Source organism: Nocardiopsis endophytica (assembly GCF_027706725.1).
Taxonomy (GTDB): domain Bacteria; phylum Actinomycetota; class Actinomycetes; order Streptosporangiales; family Streptosporangiaceae; genus Nocardiopsis_A; species Nocardiopsis_A endophytica.
Genome location: NZ_JAQFWQ010000101.1, coordinates 1 through 26,000 on the forward strand (window position 1 = coordinate 1; position 26,000 = coordinate 26,000).

Genomic DNA, 26,000 nt, shown 5'->3' on the forward strand with positions numbered 1-26,000 from the left:
GAGTGCTGTCATTCCGGCGGTTTTGACAGCACCTTTGTCGAGATCATCGCCGGGGAGGGGCGCACCGGGCCGACGGACGCCGCGGTCGCCCCGGGCGCGCTCGGCCACCCGCCCGAACCGCCGCCGCCCGGACAGACGGCAGGCAGGGCCCGGAAACCGCCCCGCTCGCTCCGTCGCCGCGATCGACGGTGACCATCCGCGCGCGCTGCGCTCGACAGCGCTGGCGTATGGGCCGCCGACCTTCGTCGTCGCTGCTCTTTGCCTCGCGCCCCCGACAGCCCGGTGGTCGGCCGGGGCCCTTGAGCGGGGTACCGGCTTGTCCGACCCTTCTCGTCCGCTCGGGGGCGGTCGGGCCATCGCCGTTGACCGACCGCCCGTGCTACAGCCGGGACGCCTCCAACAGCTCCCGGGTGTACTCGTGCTCCGGGTGGGTCCACACCCGTTCGACCGGGCCCGTCTCGACGATCCTTCCGCGCCGCATGATCGCCACCCGGGCGCACAGCGCCCGTACCACGTCCAGGTCGTGGGACACGATCACCAAGGTCAGCCCCTCGCTCTCGGCCAGCCGCAGCAGCAGGTCCATGATCTGGCCGCGTACCGACACGTCCAGGGCGCTCACCGGCTCGTCCGCCAGCAGCACCCGCGGCCGAGGCGCCAGCGCCCGCGCGATCGCGATCCGCTGGCGCTGGCCCCCGGAGAAGTGGCGCGGCCGCCGCCGTGCGTCCTGCGGTGACAGTCCCACCGCCTCCAGGACCCCGGCCACTCGCGCCGCGCGCTCCCGCCGCGGCACCCCCGCGCCCACCAGCGGCTCGGCCACGATGTCCCCGACGCGCATCCGCGGGTCCAGCGACCCCTGCGGGTCCTGGTAGACCACCTGCACCGCCCTGCGCAGCGGGCGCAGCCCCCGCTCGGTCGCCCCCGTGACCCGCACCCCGGCCACCTCCAGGCTCCCCTCCGTCGCCTGGTCCAGCCCCGCCAGCAGCCGCACCAGCGTCGACTTGCCCGCCCCCGACTCGCCGACCACGCCGAACCCCGCCCCCTCGGGCACCTCCAGGTCCACCGCGTCGAGCGCGGTCAGCGACCCGCCCCAGGGCCTCACCCCGGTCCCCGGGACGCGGAACCGGCGGGTCAGCCCCTCGGCGCGGATGATCGGCGGGGGTGGGGAGGAGAGGGGGGATCGGAAGGAGGAATGCGAGGAGGGCGAACGGGGGGAGGGGAAGGGAGAAGGGGAGGAGGAGTAGGGAGAAGGGGAGGAGGGGTAGGGAGATCGGGAGGCGGGGGACGGGCGCGGCGCCGCCGCGCGGACCAGCACGCGGGCCGCCTCATGCCCCGGCGCCTCCAGCACCTCCGCGGTGGGTCCCGACTCCACCACCGCGCCCCGGTCCATCACCGCCACCCGCTCGCACAGCCGCGCCACCTCCCGCAGGTCGTGGCTGATGTACAGCACGGCCGCACCCCGCTCGCGCGCCGCCTGCCCGATCAGGTCCAGCACCCGGCGCCGCACCGTGGCGTCCAGCGCGGTCGCGGGCTCGTCGCACACCAGCAGCGCCGGGTCGCCGGCCACCGCCATCGCCAACACCACGCGCTGCCGCTGGCCGCCCGAAAGCTGATGCGGGTAGGCGCGCGCCAGCCGCTCGGGCCGGGGCAGCCCCATCCGCTCCAGCAGCCCCACCGCGCGCTCCCGCGCCTCGGCCCGCCCCAGCCGCCCGGCGTGCACCCGCACCGCCTCGGCCACCTGGCTCCCCACCCGGTGCAACGGGTTCAGCGCCGCCATCGGCTCCTGGAAGACCATGCCGATCCGCCGCCCCCGCACCGCGCGCATCGCCCGCTCCGGCGCCCCGAGCAGGTCGTGGCCGACCCCCGCCAGCCGCACACTGCCCGCCGCCTCCAGCCCGTCGTCCAGCAGCCCCGCCACGGCCAGCGCGGTCAGCGACTTGCCCGCCCCGCTCGCCCCGACCAGGCCCAGGAAGGCCCCCGCCTCCAACCGCAGGTCCACCCCGCGCACCAGCTCGGACGCGCCGCGCCGCACCCGCAGCCCCTCGACCTCCAGGACCGGCTTCACCCCTCCCGCACCCCTCCGGCGTCCAGCAGGTCCCGCAGCCCGTCCCCGACCAGGTTGAAACCGAGCACCGCGACCGCGACCGCCAGCCCCGGCCACAGCGACAGCAGCGGCGCCGACGACAGCAGCCCCTGCGCCTCCTGCAGCATCCGCCCCCACGACGGCGTCGGCGGCTGGGTGCCCAGCCCCAGGTAGGACAGGGCGGCCTCGGCCAGGATCGCGATGGCGAAGGCCACCGACGCCTGCACGATGAGCACGTCGGCGATGTTGGGCAGCACGTGGCGCACCGCCACGGCCACCCGCCCCCGCCCGGCGGCCCGCGCCGCCGCCGCGTACTCGCTCGTCAGCACCGGCAGCGCCGCCGCCCGCGCCAGCCGCGCGAACAGCGGCACCGTGGCGATGCCGATCGCCGCCATCGCCGTCAGCGTGCTCCCGCCGTAGACGGCGCTGAGCATGATGCACAGCAGCAGCGCGGGAAAGGCCAGAACCAGGTCGTTCGCGCGCAGCACCAGGCGCGACAGCCACGGCGGCGCCATCGCCGCGGCCACCCCCAGCGGCACGCCCGCCGCCGCCGCGATCACCACCGCGCTCACCCCCGCCTGCAGTGTGACCCGCGCCCCGGCCATGATCCGGCTGAGCACGTCGCGCCCGAACCGGTCGGTGCCCAGCAGGTGCTCCCCACCGGGCGGCAGCAGGGCCGCCCCGGTGTCCACCGCCTCGGGCGGGTAGGGCGTCCACACCAGCGAGAGCAGCGCGGTGGCGACGACCGCCCCGGCCAGCACGCCGCCGACCGCCAGCGACGCCGCGCCCGTGCGCCGGGGGGACACCGCACGCCGCGCCCGCACCCGCCTCACCGCGCGCTCCTCAGCCGCGGGTCGATCACCTTGTACAGCAGGTCGCTGAGGGTGCTGACGGCCAGCACCACCGCCACCATCACCACCACCACGCCCTGCACCAGGACGAGGTCCCGGTCGGACACCCCGCGCAGCAGCAGGTCGCCCAGGCCCGGCACGACGAACACCCGCTCCACCACCACCGTGCCCGCCAGCAGCGTGCCGATCTGCAGCCCGATGACGGTCAGCAGCGCCACCCCCGCGTTGGGCAGCCCGTGCCGCAGCAGCACCCCCGCACGCCCCACCCCCTTGGCGCGGGCCGTGCGCACATAGTCCTCCCCGAGCACCCGCAGGAACGCCGACCGGGTGAAGCGGGTCAGCACCGCCCCCTGCACCAGCCCCAGCGACAGCCACGGCATCACCATCCGCCGCGCCCACTCGCCCGGGTCCTCGCCGAGCGCGGTGTACCCGGTGGCCGGGAGCCATCCGGCCCGCACCGCCAGCGCGTAGGTCAGCAGCGTTCCCAGCAGGAACGCCGGAACGGCCACCCCGACCTGGCTGAGCACCGCCACCGCCCCGGCCAGGGGCCGCCCGCGCGCCGCCGCTGCCGCCGTCCCCGCCGGCAGGGCCACCGCGACCGCCACCGCCAGCGACCCCAGCACCAGCCAGAACGTCACCCCCGCCCGCTCGGCGATCTGTGGGCCCACCTCCAGCCCGGTCACGTGGGAGGTGCCGAAGTCGCCGCGCGGCAGCCCGCCCGCCCACTCCAGGTAGCGCACCGCCGCCGGGCGGTCCAGCCCGTGGCGCGAGCGCAGCTCGGCCAGCGCGGCCGGGTCGGCGTTCAGCCCCAGCGCCACCCGCGCCGGGTCGCCCGGCAGGAGCTGCAGGCACGCGAACACGGCGGCGCTGGCCAGGGCGAGGCTCGCGGCGAGCCACCCGGCGGCGCGCAGGACGTGCCCGATCACACGGCCCCGCCGCCCGGCCCGCTGCCCGCCCCGCCGCCGGGGAACGCGGACGGGAACACCGACCGGTACGAGCGTGCGTGCGGACCGCCCTCGGCGGCCAGGACGGCATGGGCGATCGCGCGGGCGAACACGTCCGGGGCCGCGCCCAGCACCCGCTGGAAGGCGTCCAGTCCCGCCGGGCCCGCACCGGCCGCACCGGCCGGACCGGTCGACAGGGCGAACACCGTGTCCCCGTCGATCATGGTGTGCGACGGGCGGACCGCCCGGGCCAGGCCGTCGTGGGCCGCCGACGCCAGCTTGGCGGCCTGCGCCTTGGTCAGCCCGAGGTCGGTGGCGACCACGCCGATGGTGGTGTTCTCCGCCGCGAGCCGCGCCTCGGGCGGGCCGCCCCAGGCCTCGACCTCCTCGGCGGAGGGCGCCCGCAGCCCGCCGAACTCCCCGTCGAGCGGCTCCTGCGCGCCGTACACCTCCCCGGTGCGGGGCGAGACCGCGCTCCCCGCGCCGTTGACCGCGACCAGGGCGCCGACCACCGTGCCGTCCGCCAGCACCGCACTGGCCGACCCCACGCCCCCGGCCAGGCCGCCGACCACCGCACCCGTCCCGGCGCCCACCGCGCCCGCCGCCGGGGCCCGCCCCTCCGGCGCGGCCACCGCGTCGTCATAGGCCGCCGCGCCCATCGCCGCGTCGGGGACGGCGCGGAACTCCCCGCCCCGCTTCAGATCGAACAGGACCGCAGCGGGCACGATCGGCACGCACTCGCCCGGCCCGCCCACCGGCAGCCCCACCCCGGCGTCGGCGAGCCGGTGCACCACCCCGCCCGCCGCGTCCAGCCCGAACGCCGACCCGCCGCTCAGCACCACCGCGTGCACCCGCTCCACCAGGTTGCGCGGGTCGAGCAGGTCGGTCTCCCGGGTGCCCGGCGCCGCGCCGCGCACGTCGACACCGCCCACCGCCCCCTCCGGCGGCGCGAGCACAACGGTGGTGCCGGTCCGCCACCCGCCTCCGGTGCGGTGCGCGTGCCCGACGCGCAGCCCGGCCACGTCGGTGATCGCGTCGGCCGGACCGGTGCGCTGACCCCGGGCCATCGGCTACCCCTCTTCCTCCCAGTGCAGCGTCTTGGCGGTGAACGCCTCCCCGACCTGGTCGCGCGGCAGCCCGGCCAGGCCCTCGCGGGCCACCGTGAGGTTGGGCATCAGGAACAGCCAGTCGGCCGCCGCGTCCTCCGACAGCACCCGCGCCGCCTCGCGGGTCTTGTCCGCCTGCTCCTGCGGGGAGCCGCGGTCGGCCTCCTCCACCAGGTCGGCGAACTTCTCGCCGCCGTAGTGGAAGTAGTAGTCCGGGTCGGCGAACAGGTGCAGGTCGCGGGGCTCCACGTGGGCGATGATCGACATGTCGTAGTCGCCCGCGCCGTGCACCTCCTCCAGCCAGCGCGCGGGGAACTCCAGGGACTCGATCTCCACGTCCATCCCGGTCTTCTCCACGTCGGACTGCACCACCTGGGCGGAGTTGACCGCGTAGGGGAGGTTGGGCACGCGCAGGCGCAGCGTCTCGCCCTCGGCACCGGCCTCCTCCACCAGGTCGCGGGCGCGGTCCGGGTCGTAGGGGTGGACGCCGGTGAGGTCCTCGTACCAGGGGTCGAGCGGCGGCACCATCGACCCGATGAGGGTGCCGTGCCCGGCCCAGGCGGTCTCCAGCAGCGCCTCGCGGTCGATCGCGTGCCGTACGGCCCGCCGCACCCGCACGTCGTCCAGGGGCGGCTCGTCGTTGTTCATCGCCAGCACCACCTCGCCGTGCGTGGTGCCCTCGACGACCCGGAACCCGCCGTCGGCGGTGAAGCTCCCCAGCTCCTCGGGCTCCTGCATGTTGGCGATCACGTCCAGGCCCCCGGCGAGCATGGTCCTGTTCATGGCGCCCGGGTCCTGGAAGTACCGGAACACCACCGTGGGGACCTGCGGCGCCTCGCCCCAGTAGTCCGGGTTGCGCCGCAGGACGAGCCGGTCGCCGCGCTCCCAGGTGTCGAGCGTGTAGGGGCCGGTGCCGACCGGGTCGGTGGCCAGACGGTCCACCCCGGTGCGGCTGAACATCGCCCCGATGCGGGTGGTCATCGCGTACAGCCACCCGTTGCTCGGGCGCTCCAGCACCACCTCAAGGGTGTGCGCGTCGGTGGCGGTGGCCTCCTCGACGACGTCCATCTGGTCGGCCAGGCCGATGGTCCACTCCTCCTTGACCCGCTCGATGGAGAACGCGGCGTCCTCGGCGGTGAACTCGGCCCCGTCGCTGAAGCGCACCCCGTCGCGCAGCCGGAAGGTGTAGGTGCGGCCGTCCTCGGAGCGCTCGTACTCCTCGGCGAGCAGCGGTCGGATCTCCCCTTCCGCGTCGAGCTCCACCAGCCCCTCGTAGACGTTGCTCAGCATCGCCTGGGGGATCGCCGCCCCGTCGTTGGAGGTGAAGTCGAGCGACGCGGGCTCGGCGACCAGCCCCACGCGCACCTGGTCGGCGCCCCCGCCGTCGTCGGGTGCGCCGCAGCCCGACACCAGCAGGACGGCGGCCGTCCCTGCCGCGAGGGCGCGGGCGGTGGTCGCGAGGCCGTGGGGGCGGGGCGGTTCCAGCGCGCGCATCCTCTCTCCGGTGTCGTCGGCGGGGCCGATCCCCACAAGGGGTACCCGCACCGCATCGCGCGGACGCCTCCGCAGGGGGCCCAACACGGCGCGGCGGTGGCCGTAACGGGCCGCGCCCCGGTCCTGGAACGGCCCGGTGGCGCACGGTTACCATGGCCGGTGGCATCGGGTCCGGAGGCGGTGCGGCATGCCGACAACCGACGAATCCGCGATCTGCCTGGAGCACGTCGACGAGCCGTGCGCCTGGCGGCGGTCCGACTTCCGCTCCGAGGAGGACTGGCAGGTCCGCCTCGGGGAGGAGCACGCCGAGGAGATCGGTGCGGCCCTGGAGCGCCTGCGCCGCACCGGCCGGGACCGCGTGCCCCCGGCCGAGCTGACCCGCGACGACTTCGCCTTCCCCTCCCTGTCGGGGCTGCTGGCCGAGGCCGTGCGCGAACTGGAGTACGGGCGCGGGTTCACCGTCCTGCGCGGGTTCCCCGTGCACCGCCTGACCACCGGCGAGGCGGTCCTGCTGGCCATGGGCATCGCCCTGCACATGGGCCGCCCGGTCTCCCAGAACGCCTCGGGCGACCTGGTCGCCCACGTCACCGACCACGGGCGCGGCGGCCTGTCCGACCCGCGCCTGCGCGCCTACCAGACCCGCGAGGCGCTGCCCTTCCACACCGACAGCGCCGACATTGTGGGGCTGCTGGTGCTGCAGAACGCGGCCGACGGCGGGCTGAGCACCCTGGCCAGCTCAGCCAGCGTGCACAACCGCCTGCTGGAGCGGCACCGGGAGCTGCTTGGCCTGTACTACTCGGGTTTCGTCTACGACCGCCGGGGCGAGGAGGCCGACGGCGAGGTGCCCTACTACCGCAACGCCGTCTTCGGTTACTTCGGCGGCAGGCTGAGCTGCCGGTACTACCACCGCGCCTATATCGAGTCGGCGGCCGAGAAGACGGGGGTGCCGCTCAGCCCGCTGCAGCGGCGGGCGCTGGACCTGTTCGAGGAGGCCGCGGGCAGCGACGAGCTGCGCGTCGACATGCGGCTGCACCCCGGCGACCTGCAGCTCCTCAACAACAACGTCGTCGTTCACGGGCGCACCGCCTACGAGGACGCGCCCGGGCGGGTGCGGGACCTGCTGCGGCTGTGGCTCAACACGCCGCACGCGCGCGAGCTGCCCGACGACTTCGCCCGCTTCCGCTTCGGCATGCCCGCGGTCGGCACGCCAGGTCCGTGAACGCCCCCTGCACTCGGCCCGCACGCGGCGCGGCCAGGGCGGCCCTGGCCTGAGGAGGAGGGCGCCCGCACGCCGCACCCGCTCAGGGGGCCGGTACCGCGTCAACTCCCCTGGACCGGGAGCTGGGCATTCGTGCGGACTCTGTCCGGGAGACGGCGCTCCCCGGCAGTCGCGCGAGTGCCGGGATCTGGTGCTGGGGCGAGCCCTCCTCTGATCGGGGCCGGGATCACACGCCCGCCGCCCGGTGGGGCGGACGGCCGGAGCCTGAATTCTATGTAGCATAGAGATTCTTCTATCGTGCATAGAAGAAGGTTCGCCGTGCCCGCCGGAAGGAGATCCATGCCGCGCGAGAAGCCCGCCCAGCGGGAACCCGGAGCGCTCTGGCCGCTGCTGCTCAGCGCCGCCGTCGTCGTGGTGGTCGCGGTCGGGGCCGCGGTCCGCCTCGGAGGGGGCGGCGAGGAGGTCGCCGGGTCCTCGGCATCCGGAGCGGCGGGCGCACCGGACACCGCCGGGGCCTCGGACGACCTGCGCGAGATGGGCGAGTCCCTGGCCCGCCGCGACGCCGACGACCCGACGGCCCTCGGCGACCCCGACGCGCCCGTCGTCCTCATCGCCTACTCCGACTTCCAGTGCCCGTTCTGCGCCAAGTGGGTCCAGGAGACCCAGCCCGAGCTGGTCGACCGCTACGTCGAATCGGGCGAGCTGCGCATCGAGTGGCGCGAGTTCCCCTACAAGGGCGAGACCTCCCGCACCATGGCCGTCGGCGCCCGCGCCGCAGCCGAACAGGGCGCGTTCTGGGACTACCACGAGGCCGTCTACGCCGCCCACGACGACCTGGAGGGCACCGCCCCCGACGCCGTAGGCGCGGAGCTGACCGCCATCGCCGAGGACATCGGCCTGGACACCGCGGCGTTCACCGAGGACCTGGAGCGCCGGGACCTCGCGGAGGAGGTCGAGGCCGACTTCGCCGAGGGGCGGAACATCGGGGTGACCGGCACGCCCGCCTTCCTCGTCAACGGACGGCCCGTCATCGGCGCACAGCCGCTCGACACCTTCACGCAGACCATCGACCAGGCCCTGGCCGACGCGGAGAACGGGGCGGACGCGTCGGGCGGGGAGGGCTGAGGAGTGGACGTCGGCTACCTGGCCGCCCTGCTCGGCGGACTGCTCGCGCTGCTCAGCCCGTGCAGCGCGCTGCTCCTCCCCTCGTTCTTCGCCTACGCCTTCCGCAACCCGGCCGGGCTCCTCGGGCGCACCGCCGTGTTCTACGCCGGGCTGTGCACCACCCTGGTCCCGCTGGGCGCCGGATCCGCCTCCATCGCCGGATTCTTCTACGGCAACCGGGAGCTCCTGGTCGCCGTGGCCGGATGGGCGGTCATCGCCATGGGGGCCGCGCAGATCCTCGGGCTGGGCGTGGCCGTCGGCCCGCTGGTGCGGTTGCAGGCCCGCCTGTCCGGACGGACCGGGGCGCCGTCGGTGTACGGGCTGGGGGCGGTCTACGGCCTGGCCGGGTTCTGCTCCGGCCCGATCCTGGGCGCGGTGCTCACCGTCGCCGCCACCGGCGGGGCCGTGCGCGGCGGGCTGCTGCTCGCCGCCTACGCGCTGGGGATGGCGCTGCCGCTGTTCCTGCTGGCGCTGCTGTGGGACCGCTTCGACCTGGGCCGCCGGACCTGGCTGCGGGGACGGGGGCTGACCGTCGGGCGGCTGCGGCTGCACACCAACGGCCTGGTGTCCGGGCTGATCTTCATCGCCATCGGGGTGCTGTTCCTGGTGTACGACGGCACGGCGTCGATGAGCGCGCTGCCGGGCGCCGGCTCCCTGGAGGACCTCGCCTACCGGATCCAGCAGCCGTTGGCGGGACTGGGGGAGTGGAGCGACCTGCTGCTCCTCGGCGCGGCGGCCGTCGCACTGCTGGGACTGGCCGCCGTTCGGGCGCGGCGGAACCGGAAGGCGCGCCGCGACGGGGAACGCGCGGGGGAAGAGGAGGCGGCCCCGGCCGGCGCCGACGGAGGAGAGGCGGGCCGGTGACCCGGTTCCCCGGTCCCCGCAGGGCCGCGGCCCCGGCGGCCGGTGCGGCCGCCCTGCTCCTGCTCACCGCCTGCACCGGACCGGAGCCCCGGGAGGCCGCCGACGCCGTGGTGCGCGACGACCCGCCGAGCCCCGCCCCGGCGGTCCCGGCCGCCGACATCCCGCCCACCCTGGCGCCCGAGGCCGTGTGGGCGGCACCGTTCTCCGCGCCGCCCAAGGCGGCCGGCGACGGGTTCGTGGGGCCGGTCATGCCCGAGGAGAACGGCGGCGACCTCGTCTTCCTCGGGGTCGGCCCGGACGGCGGCACCCGCTGGTCGCTCAGCCGGAACCCCAGCTGCACCGCGTTCGCGGCCACCCGGGACGCCGACGGTCGCGACCTCGTCGTGGTGCTGGACAGCGACGCCGACCCCGACGGGGGAGGGCTCGCCACTCGCACCACGGCCGCCGCCTACCTCCCCGACGAAGGGACCCTGGTCTGGGGGCCGGTCGAGGTGCCCGGCACGCTCGTCGGCCCCGGGCTGGTCTTCGGCGCCTCGGCCGGGTCGGTGATGGGCGGGGCATCCGGCCCCAAGGCGGCGCTGGACCCGTCCACAGGGGCGGTGGCCGCGCACGAGTCCGAGGACGGGGCGGGCACGATCCTGCACGAACACCAGGGGGCCCTGCTCACCGAACGGAACGGGCGGCTGCGCGCGCTGGACACGACCACGGGCCGGGAGCTGTGGAACGGCACGGACCTGGACCCACCCGACGAGGCCCCGGGCGCCGCGCCCGCCCCCGGCCCCCGCCCCGAGACCGACGCGGGCGCCGCGGCGGCCGTGGCGTGGACCGAGGAGGGCGGCGGGGTCGTTGCGTACACCGTGCACGACCTCCGCACCGGGCGCCGGCTGGCCGCGTTCGGGTCCGAGGAGGAGCCGCGCCTCATCGGCACACCGGACGGCGAGGTCGTCGTGTCCGGAGTCTCACCGGACGGCCGCGCGGCCGTCGCCGGGATCGAAGCGGGGACCGGCGACCCGAAACGGCTCTGGCGGCGCGAGGCCGCACCCGGCGACCGGACGGAGGCGATCGTCGGCGGAGTGCTGTACCTGTCCACAGGGAACCCCGGAGCCGAGGGCACGCGGGCCGTGGACATGCGCGACGGGGACACCCTGGGGGCAGGGGAATGGCCCGCCCCAGTGGCGGCGGCGCCCAAGGGGCCGGTGCTGCTCCCGGTGGCGCCGGATGGCCGGGGCGACGCCTTCGCCGCCCTCCCGGCCGCGCCGCAGGGGGACCGATGAGAACGGTCGCGCCGGGACGGCCACCGCCGCCGCTGACGCACCACGCGCCCCTGAGACCGACCCGGTAGTGTCGTTCCCCCCGAGATCAACGGAGCAGGGGCAGTGAACGGCGGCGGAGTCGGCGGGACCGGGCTCTCGCGGTCGCCCCGCCTATCCGCGCGGGCTCTTACGTCATGTCCGTACCGGGACGGGAGGAGGCGACCGATGGAGGACACCGGACTCGGGCCGCTGGAGGCGGCCGTCCTCGACCTGCTCTGGGACGCCGGAGACGGTGAGATGAGCGTCCGCCGGGTCGTCGACGCCCTGCCCGGGCGCACACCCGCCTACACCACCATCTCCACCGTGCTGGAGAACCTGCGCCGCAAGGGCTGGGTGGACCGGCGGCGCACCGGGCGGGTCTGGTTCTACCGCCCCCTCCGCGACCGCGCCGGGTACGCCGCCCGCCGCATGCACGGCGCGCTCACCGACAGCGGCGACCCGCGCGCCACCCTGCTCCGCTTCGTCGACGAGATGTCCCCCGAGGACGTCGACGTGCTGCGCTCCCTCCTCGCCGAAGCGCCCCGAGAGGACGAGGAGTGACCGCCGCCGCGGCCGCCCTGTCCGCCGCCCTGCTGCTCGCCGTCGCCGGGCCCGCCCTGCTCGGCCGCGCCGGACGCGCCGGGGCCCTGGCCCCCGGGACCATGCTCGGCCTGTGGACCCTGGCCACCGCCGCATGGCTGCTCACCTGCGCGGCGATGGTGCTCCTGCTGGCCGCCGAGGTCATGGGCCCCGGGCTGAAGGGCTTCGTCACCGCCTGCGTCACCCTCCTGCAGGCGGTCCGCGCCAACGACGCCGCCACCTGGGCGGCGGTGCTCGCCCCCGCCGCCGCGCTCGCCGCCGCCCGGTTCGCCTGGGTGACGCTGCGGCGCGGCCGGGACGCCGCGCGCTGGCGGCGCGACCACCGGCGCGGGCTCACCGCGGGCGCCCGGCGCCGCACCGTCGGCGGGCGGCGCGTATGGCTGGTCGACGCCGACCGGCCGCACGCCTACTGCGTGCCGGGCACGGGGGTCGTGGTCACCAGTGGCGCCCTGGACGCCCTCTCCTCCCGGCAGATGCGCGCCGTCCTCGCCCACGAGCAGGCGCACCTGCGCGGGCGCCACCACCTGCTGGTTGCCTGGGCCCGGCTCCTGAACGCCGCGTTCCCGGGCGTGCCGCTGCTGCGCGCCGCCGCACGCGAGGTCCCGGTGCTGGTCGAATGGGCGGCCGACGACCGGGCCGCCCGGTCGGTGGGCGCCGCCTCGCTGCTGCACGCCCTCGGGGCGATGGCGCTGCCCGCACGCCCTGCGGAGCGTGCCCCGGAGGCGCTGGGCGCCGACGGCGCCTGCCCGGTGGAGCGGGCGCGCCGCCTGCTGGGCCCGGCGAGGGCGGGCGGGGCCGGGCGGCGCGCCCTGGCCGTCGCGGCCGCCGCCGTCCTGCTGCTGAGCCCGCCCGCGCTGACCCTGGGGGCCGCGGCCGTCACCGTGGCGACCTCCCCGCCCTGCACCTGCACTATCTGACCCTCCACCCTCTGAGCGGGCGAGCCGGGTCCCCGGCGGGGCCGGGACGTCAGTGGATCCGCCCCACCCCGCCGAACAGGTACACGTCGGTCACGCTCCCGACCTCGGTCTCCTCCGGCCGCCACCGGGAGCAGGACACCACGCCCGGCTCCAGCAGCTCGGTCCCGCGGAAGTAGCCCTCGATCTCGGTGCGGCCGCGGGCGGTGATCGGGGTGCCCCCGCGCTCGTTCATCTCCCGCATGACCTGGAGCATCGGCTCGCCGTGGATCTCGGCCGTGGAGTGGGTCAGCACCAGGTGGCTGCCGGGCGGCAGCGCGTCGACGAGGCGGGCGACGACCCGGTAGGACTCGTCGGTGTCCATGATGTGGTTGACGACGCCCAGCAGCATCAGCCCGACCGGCCGGTCGAAGTCCAGCGTCGCGGCGCTCCGGGCGAGGATCGTCTCCGGGTCGCGCAGGTCGGCCTCGATGTAGTCGGTCGCGCCCTCGGGTGCGCTGTCCAGGAGCGCGCGGGCGTGCACCATCACGAGGGGGTCGTTGTCGACGTAGACGATCCGGGACTCGGGCGCCAGGCTCTGGGCGATCTCGTGCGTGTTGTTCATGGTCGGCAGGCCGGTGCCGACGTCCAGGAACTGCCGGATCCCCGCCTCCTGGACCAGGTGGCGGACGGCCCGCACCAGGAAGGCGCGCTCGGCGCGGGCCCCGTCCGGGATGTCGGGGATGCGGGCGAGCACATCGTCGCCCGCGGCGCGGTCGGCCGGGTAGTTGTCCTTCCCGCCCAGCCAGTAGTTCCAGACCCGGGCGGAGTGCGGGACCTGGGGGTCGATGGACGGGGGCGGGGCGTCGCTCATCCGGGCTCCATGGTGAGGGGGTGGTGATCCGGGGCGACGATCCCGTGTCGCCGGGCGCCGGTCAAGTCGCGGGGGGGGGGGGGGGGCGGGGGCCCCCCCCTCCCCGCCGCCGCGGGTCACCGTGCCACCGGCGGAGCCGTCACGGCGCCACGTCGATGACGCCGTTCCCGGCGTTCTGCTCGACCTGCGCCTTCGCCTCCTCGGGGCTGAGCGCGTCGTAGGAGTAGGGGACGGTGAAGTCGGTCGTCGACTCCAGGTGCCCGCTCGGGGTCTCCTCGAAGGCGTTGTCCACCAGGTTCCAGTAGCCCGTCTCGTCGCTGCCGTACCACCAGCCGACCGGGCCCTCGACCTGCCCGGCGTGGCCGTCGGTCTCCCCCGAGCCGGTGCGCTGGAAGTAGTTGCCCTCGACGAGCACCTGCGCGCCCATCCGGCAGTTGATCGCCGAGGCGGCGATGTCCTCGAAGTAGTTGTTCAGCATGTGCACCTCGGAACGCCGGATGAGCGGCACCCGCGAATTGACGTTCTCGAAGTGGTTGTTCGTGTACGTGATCTTGTCGGAGGCGGCGCTCTCGCTGTCGCTGCTGGCGGTGAGCATCGTCTTCCACGAGTCGTGCAGGTGGTTCCAGGAGACGGTGACGTACTCCGAGCCGCTCTTGATGTCGATCAGGCCGTCGTACCGCTCCTTGTCGGCGCCCTGGAACTCGTTGTAGATCTCGTTGTGGTCGATCCAGACGTTGCTGCTGTCCGCCTGGACGCCGATGCCGTCCTTCTCGCCCCGGTCCACATGGTGGATCTCCAGGTTGCGGACGACGACGTTGTGGGCGTTGCGGATGTTGATGCCCACGCCGTCGAACTCGCCCTGCTCGCCGACGCCCAGGAGCGAGACGTTCTCCAGGTCCTTGACGTCCAGCTTGCTCTCGGAGAAGGCGTCGGCGGAGACGGTCTCGTCGACGTACACGACCAGGCCCTCGCCGCTCTTGCCGCGGTGCTCCTTGAGCAGCGCGTACAGGGCGTCTCCGGGGCTGCCGTGCCCGCTGCCGGGCCAGTACTCGCTGAGCACGTACTCGTGGACGGTGCCGGCGCCGAAGCCGCCCGTGGTGCCGCCGTTCATCGAGGCGTACCCGACGGGCGAGTCGGCGGCTGCGGCGTCGGTGGAGTCGGCGGCGGCGGAGAGCGGTGGGACGGCGCCGAGCAGGCCGGCCGCGAGGGCGCCGACCGCCGGCAGGGCCAGGGCCGCGTACCGGCGCCGGGGGTGGGTGGGGGCGTGCGCGGGGGACATGGGAGATGCTCCTCCTACTGCTCCAGGGGTGCGGGGTGGGGCGGCCGCGAGGGGCCGCCCCGGGACTGAAAGCGCTTTCCATCGCTTCGGCGGGCCGCGGGACCCCCTCCCCGGGAGTGCCCGCGGCGCGACGGGGGTCAGATCCGGGTGCCGCCGAAGGTCACCACGAGGGTGCCGTCGTCCTCGAAGAACCAGTCCGGCTCGCCCTCGTAGGCGCCGCACCGGGAACCGTTCGACCCCGACCAGAACTGGTTGGAGCCGTCGGCGTCGCCGATGGTGCGGTCGTTCGAGCCGCTGTCGCACGAGGTGTTGCCGCGGAACACCGACGAGCCGCCGTCGAAGTTGAAGTTCCGCTCCTCGCTGCCGATGCTCACGTTGTCCGACACCGCCATCGAGCCGGTGTTGCGGTTGTAGGTGAACCCGTGCTTGCCGTTGCCGTAGGCGATGTTGCCCGAGACGACGTGGTCGACGCCGATGTCCTCGCCGCCGAGCTTGAAGCCGTTGCGGTCGCCGTTCCCGGCCTGGGAGCCGTCGCTGAGCGTGCCGTTCCCGAGCGCGAGGGAGTTCTCGATGGTCACCTCGCCGATGGCGCCGGTCTCGGACTTGGTGTAGAGGTCGTAGCCGTCGTCGATGTTGTTGTAGGCGACGGTGGAGCGGAAGACGTTCCCGGGCCCCACGGTGAGCTTGGGCGCGAAGCCGTCGGCGTCCTCGCCGTCGGAGTCGGCGTTGTCGTGCGAGACCGCGCTCACGATGAGGTTGTCGCTGGGCCATTCGCTGCGCGGGGTGTCCGAGGAGATCCGGGACATCTGCAGGCCGGTGTCGCGGTTGAAGCGGGTCACCGTGCGCTCGATGACGTTGCCGCTGCCGCCGACGAAGATCCCGTTGTCACCGGCGTGCTCGACGGTGATGCCCCTCACGTGCCAGTGGTCGCCGTTCACGCGCAGCCCGCGGTTGGAGGAGTCCTCGCTCTGGGCCGAGAAGTCCAGCACGGGGGTCTCGCCGGGGTAGGCGGCCAGCAGCGTGCGGTCGTCGGGGGCGCCGTCGTTGCCGGGTTCGATGGTGACGGTCTCGGCCTCGTCGTAGGTGCCGCCGCGCAGGTAGATCTCGCCGCCGGGGGCGATGCGGGAGATGGCCGACGCGAGCGTCGTGGGGTCGGACTCGGTGCCCGATGCGCCGTCGGAGCCGTCCGGCGCCGCGTAGAGCGCGTCGGCGCTCGGCGGGTCCACCGGGTCGCCGGGGTCGTCGGGGTCTCCGGGCCCGCCCGGGTCACCGGGGTCGTCCGGGTCGCCCGGACCGGAGCCGCCGCCGGTGACCGCCACATCGTCGAACGCGGCGGTGGCGTGCGCGGTGACCAGCGCGATCCGGCCCCGGTCCCAGGTGTCGTCGTCGATCGAGGCCACGGTCCGTCCGTCGACGGTCGCGCCGATGCGGCCGCCCTCCACCGTGATGCCGAGGGTGTACCAGGAGCCGGTGTCCACCGCCAGCGGGAGCGTGCCGAGCACGTCGACGCGGCTGCCGTCGACGGCCTGGAGCTCCGCCCGGTCCCGGTGGAGCGCCAGCCGGTACATCTTGGTGGCGCTCGTGGAGCGCGCGCCCAGGGCGACGAAGGAGCCGGAGCCGCTGAACTCCTTCGGGCTCACCCGCACCTGGGTCCGGTAGTCGGTCCAGTCGGCGTCTCCGCCGAACTGGCGCGCCAGTTCACTGCCGAGTTTGTCCTGCTGGAAGACCTGCGAGCCGCCGACCCGGGCGACGTCCCAGTCGCCGCCGGACTTGGACCAGCCGGCGGGCGCGCCGCCCTCGAAGTCCTCGGCGAGGAGCGTGGCGGCGGACGCCGGGGACGCGGCGCCGAGCAGCCCGGCGGCCACGGCCCCGACCGCCGGGACGGCCAGGGCGGCGTACCACGGACGCTTAGGAATGCGGTTTCCAGCCTTGGAGTGTGCCATGTGGGGTTCCTCCGGGGTCACTGCACATCAGGGGGGAAGGCCGACGGCGGCGGCGACTCGCCGGACCGGTGCGGGGTGCAGGCCCGGAGCGCTGCCCGAATGCGCGCCATCGGCATCGGTGGCGTGAGGGGGAACGGGCACCCGGACAACGTGGGGAGGGGGCGCCCGGTGGGAGAGGATCGCCTACAGGGAGTAGAAAGCGCTTTCCGGAAACCTAAGCGTTTCCACGGGGCGCGTCAACGGGCGCAGTCCACATTTTCGTCCGGGCCGGCGTCGGCGGCGCTGTGACCGCCTCCACTCTGAATGCACTCAGTGCGTCGTTGCACTCAGTGCATCGACGGCCCTAGATTGGGGCCCATGCACCACGACCACCGGGGGACCGCGCAGGGGGATCGGCGGGACGCGCTCAAGGCCCGGCACCGGCGGGCCATCGTCGGGGCCGCCTCGGACCTCATGCACGAGACCGACGGCGCGCACTTCACCGTCGACCAGCTCGCCGGGCGGGCCGACGTCTCCCGGCGCACCGTCTTCAACCACTTCGGCTCCCTCGACGAGGTCGTCCTCGAAGTGCTCAGCGGAGAGCTGGAGGCGATCGTCGACGGCATCGACGCCTTCCTCGCCGGGGCCCCGGTGGGCCCCGCCGGGGAGGTGCGGCTCCTCGACCGCCTCGTCGACGCCGTGCGCGACGGCGGCCTGGTGGAGCTCATCCCCCGGCTCAAGCGCATCCTCGGCGGCGACCGCCCCGGGCCCGGGCCGCGCCAGGCCATGCTGTTCGAGCGCGCCTTCACCGACCTCAACGCCCGCCTCGCGGCGACCCTGCGCCGCCACCACCCCGGCCTCGCCCCCGTCGATGTGGACCTGGCCTGCGGCGCCTTCGTCAGCGGCTGCCTGGTGGCCGTGGAGCACTGGGAGGCGGCCACCGGCGGCGAGGTCACCGAGGAGTCCCGGCGGGTCTGGGACGGACTCCTCGACCGCATGGCCGCCCTCGCCCGCGCCGGGTACGCCCCCGTGCCCACCGGCTCCGGCACCGACGACGGCACCGCACCCGACGCCGCCTCCGGCTCCGACGACGGCGCCGCCTGACGCACCCCTTGCCCACACCACTCCACCGTCCTGCAGGTGACCATGGCTGAGTTCCTCTACAGAATCGGGCGCGCCGCGGCGCGCCTCCCCAAGACCGTCGTCGCGGTATGGCTCGCCCTGCTCGTGGCCGCCGGCGCCTCCTTCGCGCTGTTCTCCGGCGAGCTCAAGGACGGCTTCTCCATCCCCGGGACGCCCACCGACGAGGTGAATCGGCTCCTGTCCCAGGAGTTCGACGGCATGGGCGGCGGTGCGGGCACCATCGTCTACCGCACCGACGACGGAGAGCCCTTCACCGACGCGCAGAAGGAGGCCATCGCCGAGCGCGTCGACGAGGCGTCCGGCGTATCCGGGGTCGAGAACGCCGTCGACCCGTTCGCCACCGAGCAGGAGCGGGCCGACGGCGAGGCCGAACTGGCCGACGGCCGCGAGCAGCTGGAGGACGGCCGCGCCGAGCTGGAGTCGGGCCAGGAGGAGCTCGACGCCGGGCGCGAACAGGCCGAGGCCTCCGGCATGATCGACCAGCTGGAGGAGGGCCTCGACGGCCGCCAGGCCGAGATCGACGCCGGGCGGGAGAAGCTGGACGCCGAGGCCGAGAAGCTCGAACAGGGCGAGGCCCTGATGGAGATGTCCTCCGGCATCCGCATGGTCTCCGAGGACGGTGCCACCGCGCTGGTCAACGTCTCCTTCACCCAGCCCCAGGAGGAGGTGCCCCAGGAGACCAAGGACGCCGTCATGGCGGTCTTCGAGGACGACCCCGTCGACGGGACCACCGTGGACTTCGCCAACGACATCGCGATGAGCCTGCCCCAGCTCTTCGGCCCCGCCGAGGCCGTGGGGCTCGTCGTGGCGGCGGTCGTGCTGCTGGTCATGCTGGGCACCCTGGTCGGCGCGGGCCTGCCGATCCTGACGGCCCTGGTCGGCGTCGGGGTCGCCTCCATGATCGCCATGTCCCTGTCCGGCGTCCTGGAGATGGCCTCCATCACCCCGATCCTGGGCCTGATGCTCGGCCTGGCGGTCGGCATCGACTACGCGCTGTTCATCGTCAACCGGCACCGCCGCCAGCTCAAGGAGGGCCTACCGGTCGCCGAGTCCATCGGCCTGGCCAACGGGACCGCGGGCAACGCGGTGGTCTTCGCCGGCGCCACGGTGCTGATCGCGCTGCTCGGCCTGAACATGACCGGCATCGGCTTCCTCGGCCTGATGGGCAGCGTCGGCGCGATCGCCATCGTGGTCGCCGTGCTCATCGCGGTCACCCTGGTCCCGGCGCTGCTGGCGCTGATCGGCCCGCGCATCCTGTCCCGGCGTGAGCGCGCCCGCCTCGGCGGGGACGCGGCGGGCGAGGGCGGTACGGCCGAGGGCGCACCGGACCGGCGGGGGCGCGCGTCGGCGCCGAAGCCGATGACGGCCCCGGGCGCGATCGGGCGGGCCTGCGCCGCCGTGGCGGTCCTCGGCGTCATCGCCGTGCCCGCGCTCGACCTGCGGCTGGGCATGCCGGACGGGTCCTCCGAGCCCGCCGAGTCCACCCAGCACCGGGCCTACACCGCCATCGAGGAGGAGTTCGGGGCCGGGCAGAACGGGCCGCTCCTGGTCGCGGCCGAGCTCCCGGGCGGCCCGGACGCCGACACCGCCGAGGCCAAGGCGCCGGACCACCAGTTCCAGGTGGCCGAGGAGATCGCGGCCCAGGACGGCGTCGCCGCCGTGGCGCCCATCGGGATGAACGACGACTACACCGTGGCGATCTTCCAGGTCGTCCCGGAGGAGGGCCCATCCAGCGCCTCGACCGAGGAGCTGGTCCACACCCTGCGCGGCACCGAGCCGATCCGCGGTCTGGGGCCGCTCGGGGTGGCGGGCATGGCCAGCGGGAACATCGACATCTCCGAGACGCTCAGCGACGCGCTGCCGGGCTACCTCACCGTGGTCATCGGCCTGTCGCTGGTCATCCTGCTGCTGGTGTTCCGCTCCGTCTTCGTGCCCGTCGTGGCGACCCTGGGCTTCATCCTGTCCTTCTTCGCCGCGCTCGGCGGGGTGGTCGCCGCCTACCAGTGGGGCTGGCTCGGCGGGCTGATCGGGCTGGAGAACCAGGGGCCGGTGCTGAACTTCCTGCCGACGCTGATGGTCGGCATCCTGTTCGGGCTGGCCATGGACTACATGCTGTTCATCGGCACCGGCATGCGCGAGGCCTACGTGAACAAGGCCCCGGCGCGGTTCGCCGTGGTGCAGGGACTGCGCGCCGGGCGCGCGGTGGTCACGGCGGCGGCGATCATCATGATCTCGGTGTTCGGCGGGTTCGTCTTCTCCGAGACGGCGATGATCAGCTCGGTCGGGTTCGCCCTGGCGTTCGGCGTGCTGCTGGACGCGTTCGTGGTGCGGATGGTGCTGATCCCGGCGCTCATGCACCTGGCCGGGGACGCCGCGTGGTGGCTGCCCCGATGGCTCGACCGCCTGCTGCCCGACATCGACGTGGAGGGCTCGGCCCTGGAGCGCCGCCACGCGGCCGGTGCCGCGCAGGAGGGCGGGGACGGCTCCGCCTCTGTGGAGCAGCCCTCTGCCGACGCCGATCAGCAGGGCACGACCGTGGGCACCGACCGGCGCTGAGCCGACCCCGGGCACCGGAGACGCGCGGCCCCTTGCCGGACCATCGGGTCCCCGCAGGGGGCCGCCGCATGCGTAGCGGGCGATGAGGGGCCGGCTCCCTTCCCGGTGCGGGGGTACCAGAACCGGGTGTCGAAGAATGGTGAGTAATCAATGAGAGCGGAAAGTGGTTACCCGGTTGCGGTGGTCCTCAATGAGTGGCGGTTTTTGGTAATAGGGCGATAGTGTCCTGCGTTCCTGCAGGTGGACAAGTGCAAGCCCTACGCCTGTGGGGATGGTCTGGGCCTCGCATAAGGCGGCCCTCTGCCGTCTCCGTGTCGGCCGCGTCGTGTTCGTGGGGGTGGCCTCAGCCCTCGTTCTCGGCGATACCTGCCCAGATACCGCGGCTGTGCGCCAGGTGGCGCCGGGTGAGTTCGGCCGTCAGGTCCGCGTCCCGTGCGGCGACCGCCTCCACGATGGCCTCGTGCTCCTGGGCGGTCCCGGTCAGCTCGCCCTGGTCCGCGAGCCGCTGCAGCCCCTTCATCCGCGCCTGGTCGCGGAGCTGGCCGACCATGGCCACCAGGCGGCGGTTGCCGGTCATCTCCAGCAGGCCCAGATGGAACCGGCGGTCGCGGTCGAGGAAGGCCTCCAGGTCGCCCTCGCGCGCGGCCTCGGTGATCGCTGCGGCCAGCTCCCGGAAGGGGGCGAGGGCGGCGGCGACGTGGGTCCGGGCGACCTCCGCCATGGCGGGGGCCTCCAGCATCGTCCGCAGGGTGAAGATCTCGTCCAGGTCGTGGTCGGACAGGGGCGGAACGCGGAACCCCCGGTTGCGGATGACCTCCACCATGCCCAGGTGGGCCAGGTCCATGACCGCCTCGCGGACGGGCGTCACCGACACGCCGAGCTCGGCGGCGACGGCGGCCACGCTGACCACCTCCCCCGGTTCGATCCGGCCCAGGACGATCCGCGTGCGCACGGCTTCACGGGCCTGCTGGCGCAGGCTGACCGGCTTCAGGGGAGGGGGACTCGGCGTCGTCATGCCCCATGCATAACACGGCGCGGCCGGGGAACGGCCCCTTCCGACATATAAGGTGTGAGGCCTTACCCCCCACCCGCAGGGAGGCCCGATGAGGGCGATCATGCTCGACGAGCGGGAGGTCCGCGCCGCGGTGGCGATGCCCGAGGCCGTCGCGGCCGTCCGCCAGGGCTTCACCGACCTGGCCGCCGGCGCCTTCGAGATGCCCGTGCGCACCGTCCTGGACGAGGGCCGGTTCCTCGTCATGCCGGTCCACCACCGGCCCACGTCCTCGGCGGTGATCAAGACGCTGAGCCTGAACTTCGACCGCACCCCCGCGATCGGCGGCACGGTGGCGTGGAGCGAGCTGCACAGCCACGACCGGGTCGTCGCCGACGCCGGGGCCGTGACCGCGCTGCGCACCGGCGCCGCGGTGGGCGCCGCCACCGACCTGCTCGCCGACCCCGGCGCCGACGAGCTGGTGCTCATCGGCGCCGGCGGGCAGGCGCCCGACCAGGTCCGCGCCGTCCACGCGGTCCGGCCGCTGCGCCGCCTGACCGTGGTGGCCACCGCCCCCGAGCGCGCCCGCGCCCTCATCGACCGGCTCCGGCCCGAACTCGACGGCGTCCGCCTGGAGGCCGCCGCCGACGCCCGCGCGGCCGTCGGCGGCGCGCCGATCGTCTGCTGCGCCACCACCGCCACCGCCCCGCTCTTCGCCGCGGACGACCTGCCCGAGCGGGTGCACGTCAACGCCGTCGGCGCCTTCCGGCCGACGATGCGCGAACTGCCCGACGAACTGCTGGCCGGTGCCGACGTCGTGATCGACGAGCGCGAGGCGGTCCTGGAGGAGTCCGGGGAGGTCATCCACGCTCTGGAGGCGGGCGCGATCACCGAGGCCGACCTGCGCGAGCTGGGCCCCGCGCTCGCCAAGGACGACGGAGCCCGCGCCCCCAGGACCGTGTTCAAGTCCGTCGGGGTCGCCGTCCAGGACTGGGCGATCGCGCACCTGCTGGCCGAACGGGTCCTGCGTTAGGTCCTGTCCGGAGTCCGGCGGCGCCCCGCCGAGTGGGCGCCCCCTCGTCGATGATCTCGACGAAAGTGCTGCCGAATCCGCCGGAATGACAGCACCTTCGTCGAGATCAACGCCTGAGGTGCCGGGGGAGGGGAACTCCGGACAGGACCTCGGGCGCTCCTCGGGCGCCGGCCGCTCACCACCCGGAGAAGGACGCCCCGCCGTCGTCGGAGCGGCTGATGCGGTCGTCGGCCACCACGAACAGGCGGTCCTCCTCGGCGTGGATCGCCTGCGGTGGGCCGTCGACGCCGCCGGTCCGCTCCCAGGTCGCCCCGGCGTCCTCGCTGCGGTGCACCTCGCCCTCCGGTGTCAGGCCGTACACCGTGTCGGTGCCCGCCGCCCAGTCGACCAGGGCCAGGACCGGGGCGTCCTCGACGGGGGAGAAGCCCTCGCCGCCGTCCTCGGACCGCATCGGCCCCTGCTGCGTGGTCGCCAGGACCGTCCCGCCGTCGTCGGACACGGCCAGGGACACCGGTCGGACACCGCCGTCCAGGTCCGTCCACTCGGAGCCGTCCCGGGTCGCCCGCAGCGCGCCGTCGAACCCGACCACGCGCTCCCCGGACGCCGCGAGCGCGTGGAAGTCCGACTCCCCGGACAGCGACAGCGCCTCCCAGGTCTCCCCGCCGTCGCGGGACTCGATCAGCCCGACCGGGTCCGGCATGTCGACGCCGGGGGAGGGGTGCCCGCTCGCCACGTAGCGCCCGGGCTCGGCGACGGAGAACCCCATGAGGTCGATGACGGGGCCGACCCGCTCGGGCTCGGGGGACTCCTGCCCGCCGTCCGGACCGGGGACGGTGAACAGCCCGGCGTGGGTGGCCACGAGGACCTCGCCGCTGTCCGCGTCGAACCCGGCGCCGTGCACGTGGGAGGCCTCCGGCGGCAGCGCGATGCCCGTGGCGGGGGCGCCCCCGGCCGACGGGTCCGACCCGTCGGCGCCCGGCCCGGCCGCCTCCTGCGAACCGCAGGCCGCCGCGAAGGCGAGGAGGCCGACGGTGCCCATGAGTCCGGCCGCTCGCCGGACGGTCGTCGTCGAATGCATGTCCCGGTCGCCGATCCTCGCTGGTCTCAGGGCCGGCGGGGGTGTCCGTACCGGCCGACGGTGGGAAGGCCCCCTCCGTTCGGGGAGAGGGCAGGCCGCGCGGGCCGTCGTGGGCGTCCCGCCACCGGAGGGGAGCGCCGGGCCCCGGACCCGGATTCGGGGCCCGACCCCTGCGGTGGTGCGCCCGCACTCCGCACCCGCGCGACCGGGATCACCTTAACACCTAAGGTGTTTAGGTATGCGGTGGCCTCGGGTCGCACGGCCCGGGCCCGTGCCCTTCCTCCCACCGCTCCGCCTGGGGAGCCGAACCCGTGGTCCGCCGTGTCGTCGGGGCGCGTCCGTTGGAGCCGTTGGAGCCGGACGATTTCCATCCGCCCGGTCCGACCCGGCCATGTCGGCTCCCGGTCGGCCCCCTGCCCTTCGGCGAGGCGGCTTTCGATCACCTGTCGGGGGCACTCCCCGGTTCTCCGGTGCCCGCCTTCAGTGCGGGGCCTGCCCGTGTCGAATCCGCGCGAATGCGGCGCCGTTCCTCCCGGCCGATGGCTTCACCCCTGGTGAGAGAGGTGGCGCGGTTGCTATGGTGCAGGCCGCCGTGCTGCGGCGGACCACCCCCTCTGACCACTACCGCGAACGCGGCGAGGTGTCCGGACCCGTGCCCGAAAAGACCCGAGTGGCCCTGTGGCTGGTCTGCCTCTGCGCGTTCATCGCTCTCGGTCACCAGCTCGGTCCGCATGGTCATGCCTTCGGCGCCGCCCTGGCCGCCCCCGCACATGGCCATGAGGAACAGCACGGGGAGGCGCACGAAGGGGCACGGGGCGAGGGCCACGACGAGGACCCGGCCTGCGGGCGCACGGTCCCGCCGTCCCCCGGCGACGCCGCGCCCGCCGCCGCTCCCGTCGGACCGTTCCTCGACGTCATCGTCCCCGAAACCGGACGCCACCCCCTTCCCGACGTCCCCGAGCTCTCCCTCGGGCGCTCGCCGCCCGACCCCGTCGCCGACCTTCAGGTCAACCGGGTCTAGATGCCGCGGCCCGCACCGGGCCGCCTTCAGTCGCGCGCCAGAGGCGTGCGCGGACCCCGGCGGTGCCTCGGCGCCGCCGACCCACCTGAAGCGAGGAGACACTGTGACCCGTCCAGAAGACGCGTACCCCGGCAGGCCCAGGTCCCAGGGCCCCGACCAGGGGCGCCACCGCGACCCATCGACCGGACGACCGCCGGAGGGCGGCTTCGGCGATCCCGTCCGACCCCGGGCCGATGCCCGCCCCCAGGGGGCGCCGCGCACCCCCGGCGGCCCGCACGGCACGCGGACCCCCGGCGCCGACGGCGGTCCCGCCTCCCTGTGGAACTCGGGTGCCGGCGACGCGCCCGCTCCTTCCCGACATGACACGTCGCCCTACCGGATCCCCGCCGCGCCTGCCGGCCCGGCCTCCGCAGGCCTGAACTCCGCAGGCCCGGTCGGCGGCGGTCCGGCCGACGGTCCGTCCACCGGCCCCTCCGAAGCGCGTCCCGATGCGCCGCCGGGTCGGGCGCCGCGCTCGCGGCACGCGCGATCCCGCGCCCGGGGCCGGGTCCGAACCGACGCGAAGCTCGCCCGGCAGGTGGCGGCCGCCGCCAGCCTGGCGGCGGGGGCGGTCCACGTCGCCGCGACACCCGCCCACCTGGAGGAATGGCTCCTCGCAGGGGCCTTCTTCGCCGGAACGGCCCTCTTCCAGCTGGTCTGGGGCCTGGCGGCCCTCCCGCTGCGCAGCACGCCCCTGCAGGTGGCCGGCCTGCTCGGCAACCTCGGCGTCCTGGGCGTATGGGCGGTCAGCCGCCTCGTCGGGATGCCGTTCGGCCCGCACGCCGGAGTGCCCGAGGCCGCGGGCACGGCCGACCTGGTCGCGGCCGTCCTCGGAGCCGTCGTCGTCGCGGGGGTGCTGTGCTCGCTGCTCCCTCGGGAACGCCACGGGGTGCTCACCGCGGGCGGGTACCGCGGGGCACTGGTCCTGGCCTTCGGGGTGATGGGGGCGGCGGCGGTGCCCGGCGCCGCCGCCGCGCTGGAGCACAGCCATGCCGACGGTGGACACGGCCACGGCGGGGCCGAGGGCGGCCACGACCACGGCGGTGCCGAAGGCGGGGACGGCCACGGCGGGGCCGCGGAAGAGGGAGGCGCCGCCGAGTCCACCGCGGGCACGGACTCCGGCGGTCCGGCCCCCTCGGGCGAGGCGCAGGACCCCGCCGAGCAGCCGTCGGCCGACGACGGTCACACCCACGCACCGGGCGAGGGGCACGGCTGAGCGGGTCGCCTTCGCCGACCGGCCGCCTGGAACCCCGCCGGGCGGCCGGTCCAGGAGAGCGGCATGCGCTGCGCGTGTCCCGTTGCCCGGAAGGCGGATCAAGGAGACCGCTCGGCCGTATCCGGACCCGCCGTCATGCGCGAACGCGGTGAGTGGCGGATCCGCTCCCCGCACAGGTGGGGCGGAGCGCCGGTCACCTGCCGGGGGAGGAACCGGATTCACCGACGGTGTCCTCACCGCTCTCACCGCGTCCCCGAGAAGGCGCGCGGATAGGCGGGTGTGCTCGGCGTTGATCTCGGGAAACTCGGGGTTGAACCGGACACGATAAGCCCGACTTCCCC

Annotated in this window: 22 protein-coding genes; 12 read left to right on the forward strand and 10 right to left on the reverse strand. The window is 75.0% G+C overall.

The window, feature by feature from the left end; all coding sequences use genetic code 11:
- Window positions 1–192 (forward strand): hypothetical protein (locus tag O4J56_RS25490; protein ID WP_270689254.1); only part of this gene is annotated, 192 nt, incomplete at its 5' end.
- 187 nt (window positions 193–379) lie between these two features.
- Here the strand turns inward: O4J56_RS25490 and O4J56_RS25495 are convergent.
- From O4J56_RS25495 to O4J56_RS25515, 5 genes are read right to left on the reverse strand one after another with little or no spacing between them, the layout of a single operon-like run.
- Entirely contained in the window at window positions 380–2,062 is a 1,683-nt protein-coding gene (locus O4J56_RS25495; RefSeq protein WP_270689255.1) for a dipeptide ABC transporter ATP-binding protein, read from the reverse strand.
- Window positions 2,059–2,913, reverse strand: coding sequence for an ABC transporter permease (locus O4J56_RS25500; protein WP_270689256.1), 855 nt, complete (start codon window positions 2,911–2,913; stop codon window positions 2,059–2,061). Before O4J56_RS25500 ends, O4J56_RS25495 begins: the two co-directional genes overlap by 4 nt.
- Window positions 2,910–3,857 carry an ABC transporter permease gene (locus tag O4J56_RS25505; protein WP_270689257.1) on the reverse strand — a complete coding sequence of 316 codons (948 nt, stop codon included), beginning with the start codon at window positions 3,855–3,857 and terminating at the stop codon, window positions 2,910–2,912. Before O4J56_RS25505 ends, O4J56_RS25500 begins: the two co-directional genes overlap by 4 nt.
- Window positions 3,854–4,942 (reverse strand): P1 family peptidase, encoded by a 1,089-nt coding sequence (locus O4J56_RS25510; protein WP_270689258.1) that lies wholly within the window; start codon window positions 4,940–4,942, stop codon window positions 3,854–3,856. Before O4J56_RS25510 ends, O4J56_RS25505 begins: the two co-directional genes overlap by 4 nt.
- Before the next feature lie 3 nt (window positions 4,943–4,945).
- Complete coding sequence (locus tag O4J56_RS25515; protein ID WP_270689260.1) at window positions 4,946–6,526, reverse strand: ABC transporter substrate-binding protein; 1,581 nt, start codon at window positions 6,524–6,526, stop codon at window positions 4,946–4,948.
- A gap of 136 nt (window positions 6,527–6,662) precedes the next feature.
- Here O4J56_RS25515 and O4J56_RS25520 point away from each other — a divergent pair, with 136 nt between their 5' ends.
- From O4J56_RS25520 to O4J56_RS25545, 6 genes are all read left to right on the forward strand, one after another.
- Window positions 6,663–7,694 carry a TauD/TfdA family dioxygenase gene (locus O4J56_RS25520; RefSeq protein WP_270689261.1) on the forward strand — a complete coding sequence of 344 codons (1,032 nt, stop codon included), beginning with the start codon at window positions 6,663–6,665 and terminating at the stop codon, window positions 7,692–7,694.
- 339 nt (window positions 7,695–8,033) lie between these two features.
- Entirely contained in the window at window positions 8,034–8,819 is a 786-nt protein-coding gene (locus O4J56_RS25525; protein ID WP_270689263.1) for a DsbA family protein, read from the forward strand.
- Between the two features lie 3 nt (window positions 8,820–8,822).
- Complete coding sequence (locus tag O4J56_RS25530; protein ID WP_270689264.1) at window positions 8,823–9,722, forward strand: cytochrome c biogenesis CcdA family protein; 900 nt, start codon at window positions 8,823–8,825, stop codon at window positions 9,720–9,722.
- Window positions 9,719–10,996 (forward strand): PQQ-binding-like beta-propeller repeat protein, encoded by a 1,278-nt coding sequence (locus O4J56_RS25535; RefSeq protein ID WP_270689265.1) that lies wholly within the window; start codon window positions 9,719–9,721, stop codon window positions 10,994–10,996. Before O4J56_RS25530 ends, O4J56_RS25535 begins: the two co-directional genes overlap by 4 nt.
- A 204-nt stretch (window positions 10,997–11,200) precedes the next feature.
- Entirely contained in the window at window positions 11,201–11,575 is a 375-nt protein-coding gene (locus O4J56_RS25540) for a BlaI/MecI/CopY family transcriptional regulator (RefSeq protein ID WP_270689266.1), read from the forward strand.
- Entirely contained in the window at window positions 11,572–12,531 is a 960-nt protein-coding gene (locus O4J56_RS25545; RefSeq protein ID WP_270689267.1) for a M56 family metallopeptidase, read from the forward strand. Before O4J56_RS25540 ends, O4J56_RS25545 begins: the two co-directional genes overlap by 4 nt.
- Before the next feature lie 49 nt (window positions 12,532–12,580).
- Here the strand turns inward: O4J56_RS25545 and O4J56_RS25550 are convergent, their stop codons facing one another.
- The 3 genes from O4J56_RS25550 to O4J56_RS25560 all read right to left on the reverse strand — a co-directional run bounded on the left by O4J56_RS25550 (window position 12,581) and on the right by O4J56_RS25560 (window position 16,603).
- A complete protein-coding gene (locus tag O4J56_RS25550) occupies window positions 12,581–13,381 on the reverse strand; it encodes an SAM-dependent methyltransferase (RefSeq protein ID WP_270689268.1) in 801 nt (266 codons plus the stop codon).
- A 139-nt stretch (window positions 13,382–13,520) separates the two neighbouring features.
- A complete protein-coding gene (locus tag O4J56_RS25555) occupies window positions 13,521–14,660 on the reverse strand; it encodes a pectate lyase family protein (RefSeq protein WP_270689269.1) in 1,140 nt (379 codons plus the stop codon).
- A gap of 137 nt (window positions 14,661–14,797) precedes the next feature.
- Entirely contained in the window at window positions 14,798–16,603 is a 1,806-nt protein-coding gene (locus tag O4J56_RS25560) for a right-handed parallel beta-helix repeat-containing protein (protein WP_270689270.1), read from the reverse strand.
- 357 nt (window positions 16,604–16,960) lie between these two features.
- Here O4J56_RS25560 and O4J56_RS25565 point away from each other — a divergent pair, with 357 nt between their 5' ends.
- Window positions 16,961–17,686: a TetR/AcrR family transcriptional regulator gene (locus tag O4J56_RS25565; protein WP_270689271.1), complete on the forward strand. Its 726-nt coding sequence runs from the start codon at window positions 16,961–16,963 to the stop codon at window positions 17,684–17,686.
- Window positions 17,687–17,728: 42 nt separating this feature from the next.
- Entirely contained in the window at window positions 17,729–20,281 is a 2,553-nt protein-coding gene (locus O4J56_RS25570; protein WP_270689278.1) for an MMPL family transporter, read from the forward strand.
- 343 nt (window positions 20,282–20,624) lie between these two features.
- Here O4J56_RS25570 and O4J56_RS25575 read toward each other — a convergent pair whose 3' ends face one another.
- Window positions 20,625–21,296, reverse strand: coding sequence for a GntR family transcriptional regulator (locus tag O4J56_RS25575; RefSeq protein ID WP_270689273.1), 672 nt, complete (start codon window positions 21,294–21,296; stop codon window positions 20,625–20,627).
- 88 nt (window positions 21,297–21,384) lie between these two features.
- Between O4J56_RS25575 and O4J56_RS25580 the strand changes: the two genes are divergently transcribed.
- Window positions 21,385–22,305, forward strand: a complete 921-nt coding sequence (locus O4J56_RS25580) for an ornithine cyclodeaminase family protein (RefSeq protein WP_270689274.1) — start codon at window positions 21,385–21,387, stop codon at window positions 22,303–22,305.
- A gap of 175 nt (window positions 22,306–22,480) precedes the next feature.
- Here the strand turns inward: O4J56_RS25580 and O4J56_RS25585 are convergent, their stop codons facing one another.
- The gene (locus O4J56_RS25585) at window positions 22,481–23,383 is read right to left on the reverse strand and encodes a F510_1955 family glycosylhydrolase (protein ID WP_270689275.1); all 903 of its coding nucleotides are present in this window, start codon (window positions 23,381–23,383) and stop codon (window positions 22,481–22,483) included.
- 577 nt (window positions 23,384–23,960) lie between these two features.
- Here O4J56_RS25585 and O4J56_RS25590 point away from each other — a divergent pair.
- A complete protein-coding gene (locus O4J56_RS25590; RefSeq protein WP_270689276.1) occupies window positions 23,961–24,404 on the forward strand; it encodes a hypothetical protein in 444 nt (147 codons plus the stop codon).
- A 577-nt stretch (window positions 24,405–24,981) separates the two neighbouring features.
- The gene (locus tag O4J56_RS25595) at window positions 24,982–25,659 is read left to right on the forward strand and encodes a hypothetical protein (protein ID WP_270689277.1); all 678 of its coding nucleotides are present in this window, start codon (window positions 24,982–24,984) and stop codon (window positions 25,657–25,659) included.
- The last annotated feature ends 341 nt before the right edge of the window (window positions 25,660–26,000 follow it).

Coding starts and splice junctions, on each gene's coding strand:
- O4J56_RS25550 (WP_270689268.1), bottom strand. CDS start 13,381: ATGAGCGACGCCCCGCCCCCGTCCATCGACCCCCAGGTCCCGCACTCC.
- O4J56_RS25560 (WP_270689270.1), bottom strand. CDS start 16,603: ATGGCACACTCCAAGGCTGGAAACCGCATTCCTAAGCGTCCGTGGTAC.
- O4J56_RS25555 (WP_270689269.1), bottom strand. CDS start 14,660: ATGTCCCCCGCGCACGCCCCCACCCACCCCCGGCGCCGGTACGCGGCC.
- O4J56_RS25520 (WP_270689261.1), top strand. CDS start 6,663: ATGCCGACAACCGACGAATCCGCGATCTGCCTGGAGCACGTCGACGAG.
- O4J56_RS25580 (WP_270689274.1), top strand. CDS start 21,385: ATGAGGGCGATCATGCTCGACGAGCGGGAGGTCCGCGCCGCGGTGGCG.
- O4J56_RS25575 (WP_270689273.1), bottom strand. CDS start 21,296: ATGACGACGCCGAGTCCCCCTCCCCTGAAGCCGGTCAGCCTGCGCCAG.
- O4J56_RS25510 (WP_270689258.1), bottom strand. CDS start 4,942: ATGGCCCGGGGTCAGCGCACCGGTCCGGCCGACGCGATCACCGACGTG.
- O4J56_RS25570 (WP_270689278.1), top strand. CDS start 17,729: ATGGCTGAGTTCCTCTACAGAATCGGGCGCGCCGCGGCGCGCCTCCCC.
- O4J56_RS25565 (WP_270689271.1), top strand. CDS start 16,961: ATGCACCACGACCACCGGGGGACCGCGCAGGGGGATCGGCGGGACGCG.
- O4J56_RS25585 (WP_270689275.1), bottom strand. CDS start 23,383: ATGCATTCGACGACGACCGTCCGGCGAGCGGCCGGACTCATGGGCACC.
- O4J56_RS25540 (WP_270689266.1), top strand. CDS start 11,201: ATGGAGGACACCGGACTCGGGCCGCTGGAGGCGGCCGTCCTCGACCTG.
- O4J56_RS25525 (WP_270689263.1), top strand. CDS start 8,034: ATGCCGCGCGAGAAGCCCGCCCAGCGGGAACCCGGAGCGCTCTGGCCG.
- O4J56_RS25590 (WP_270689276.1), top strand. CDS start 23,961: ATGGTGCAGGCCGCCGTGCTGCGGCGGACCACCCCCTCTGACCACTAC.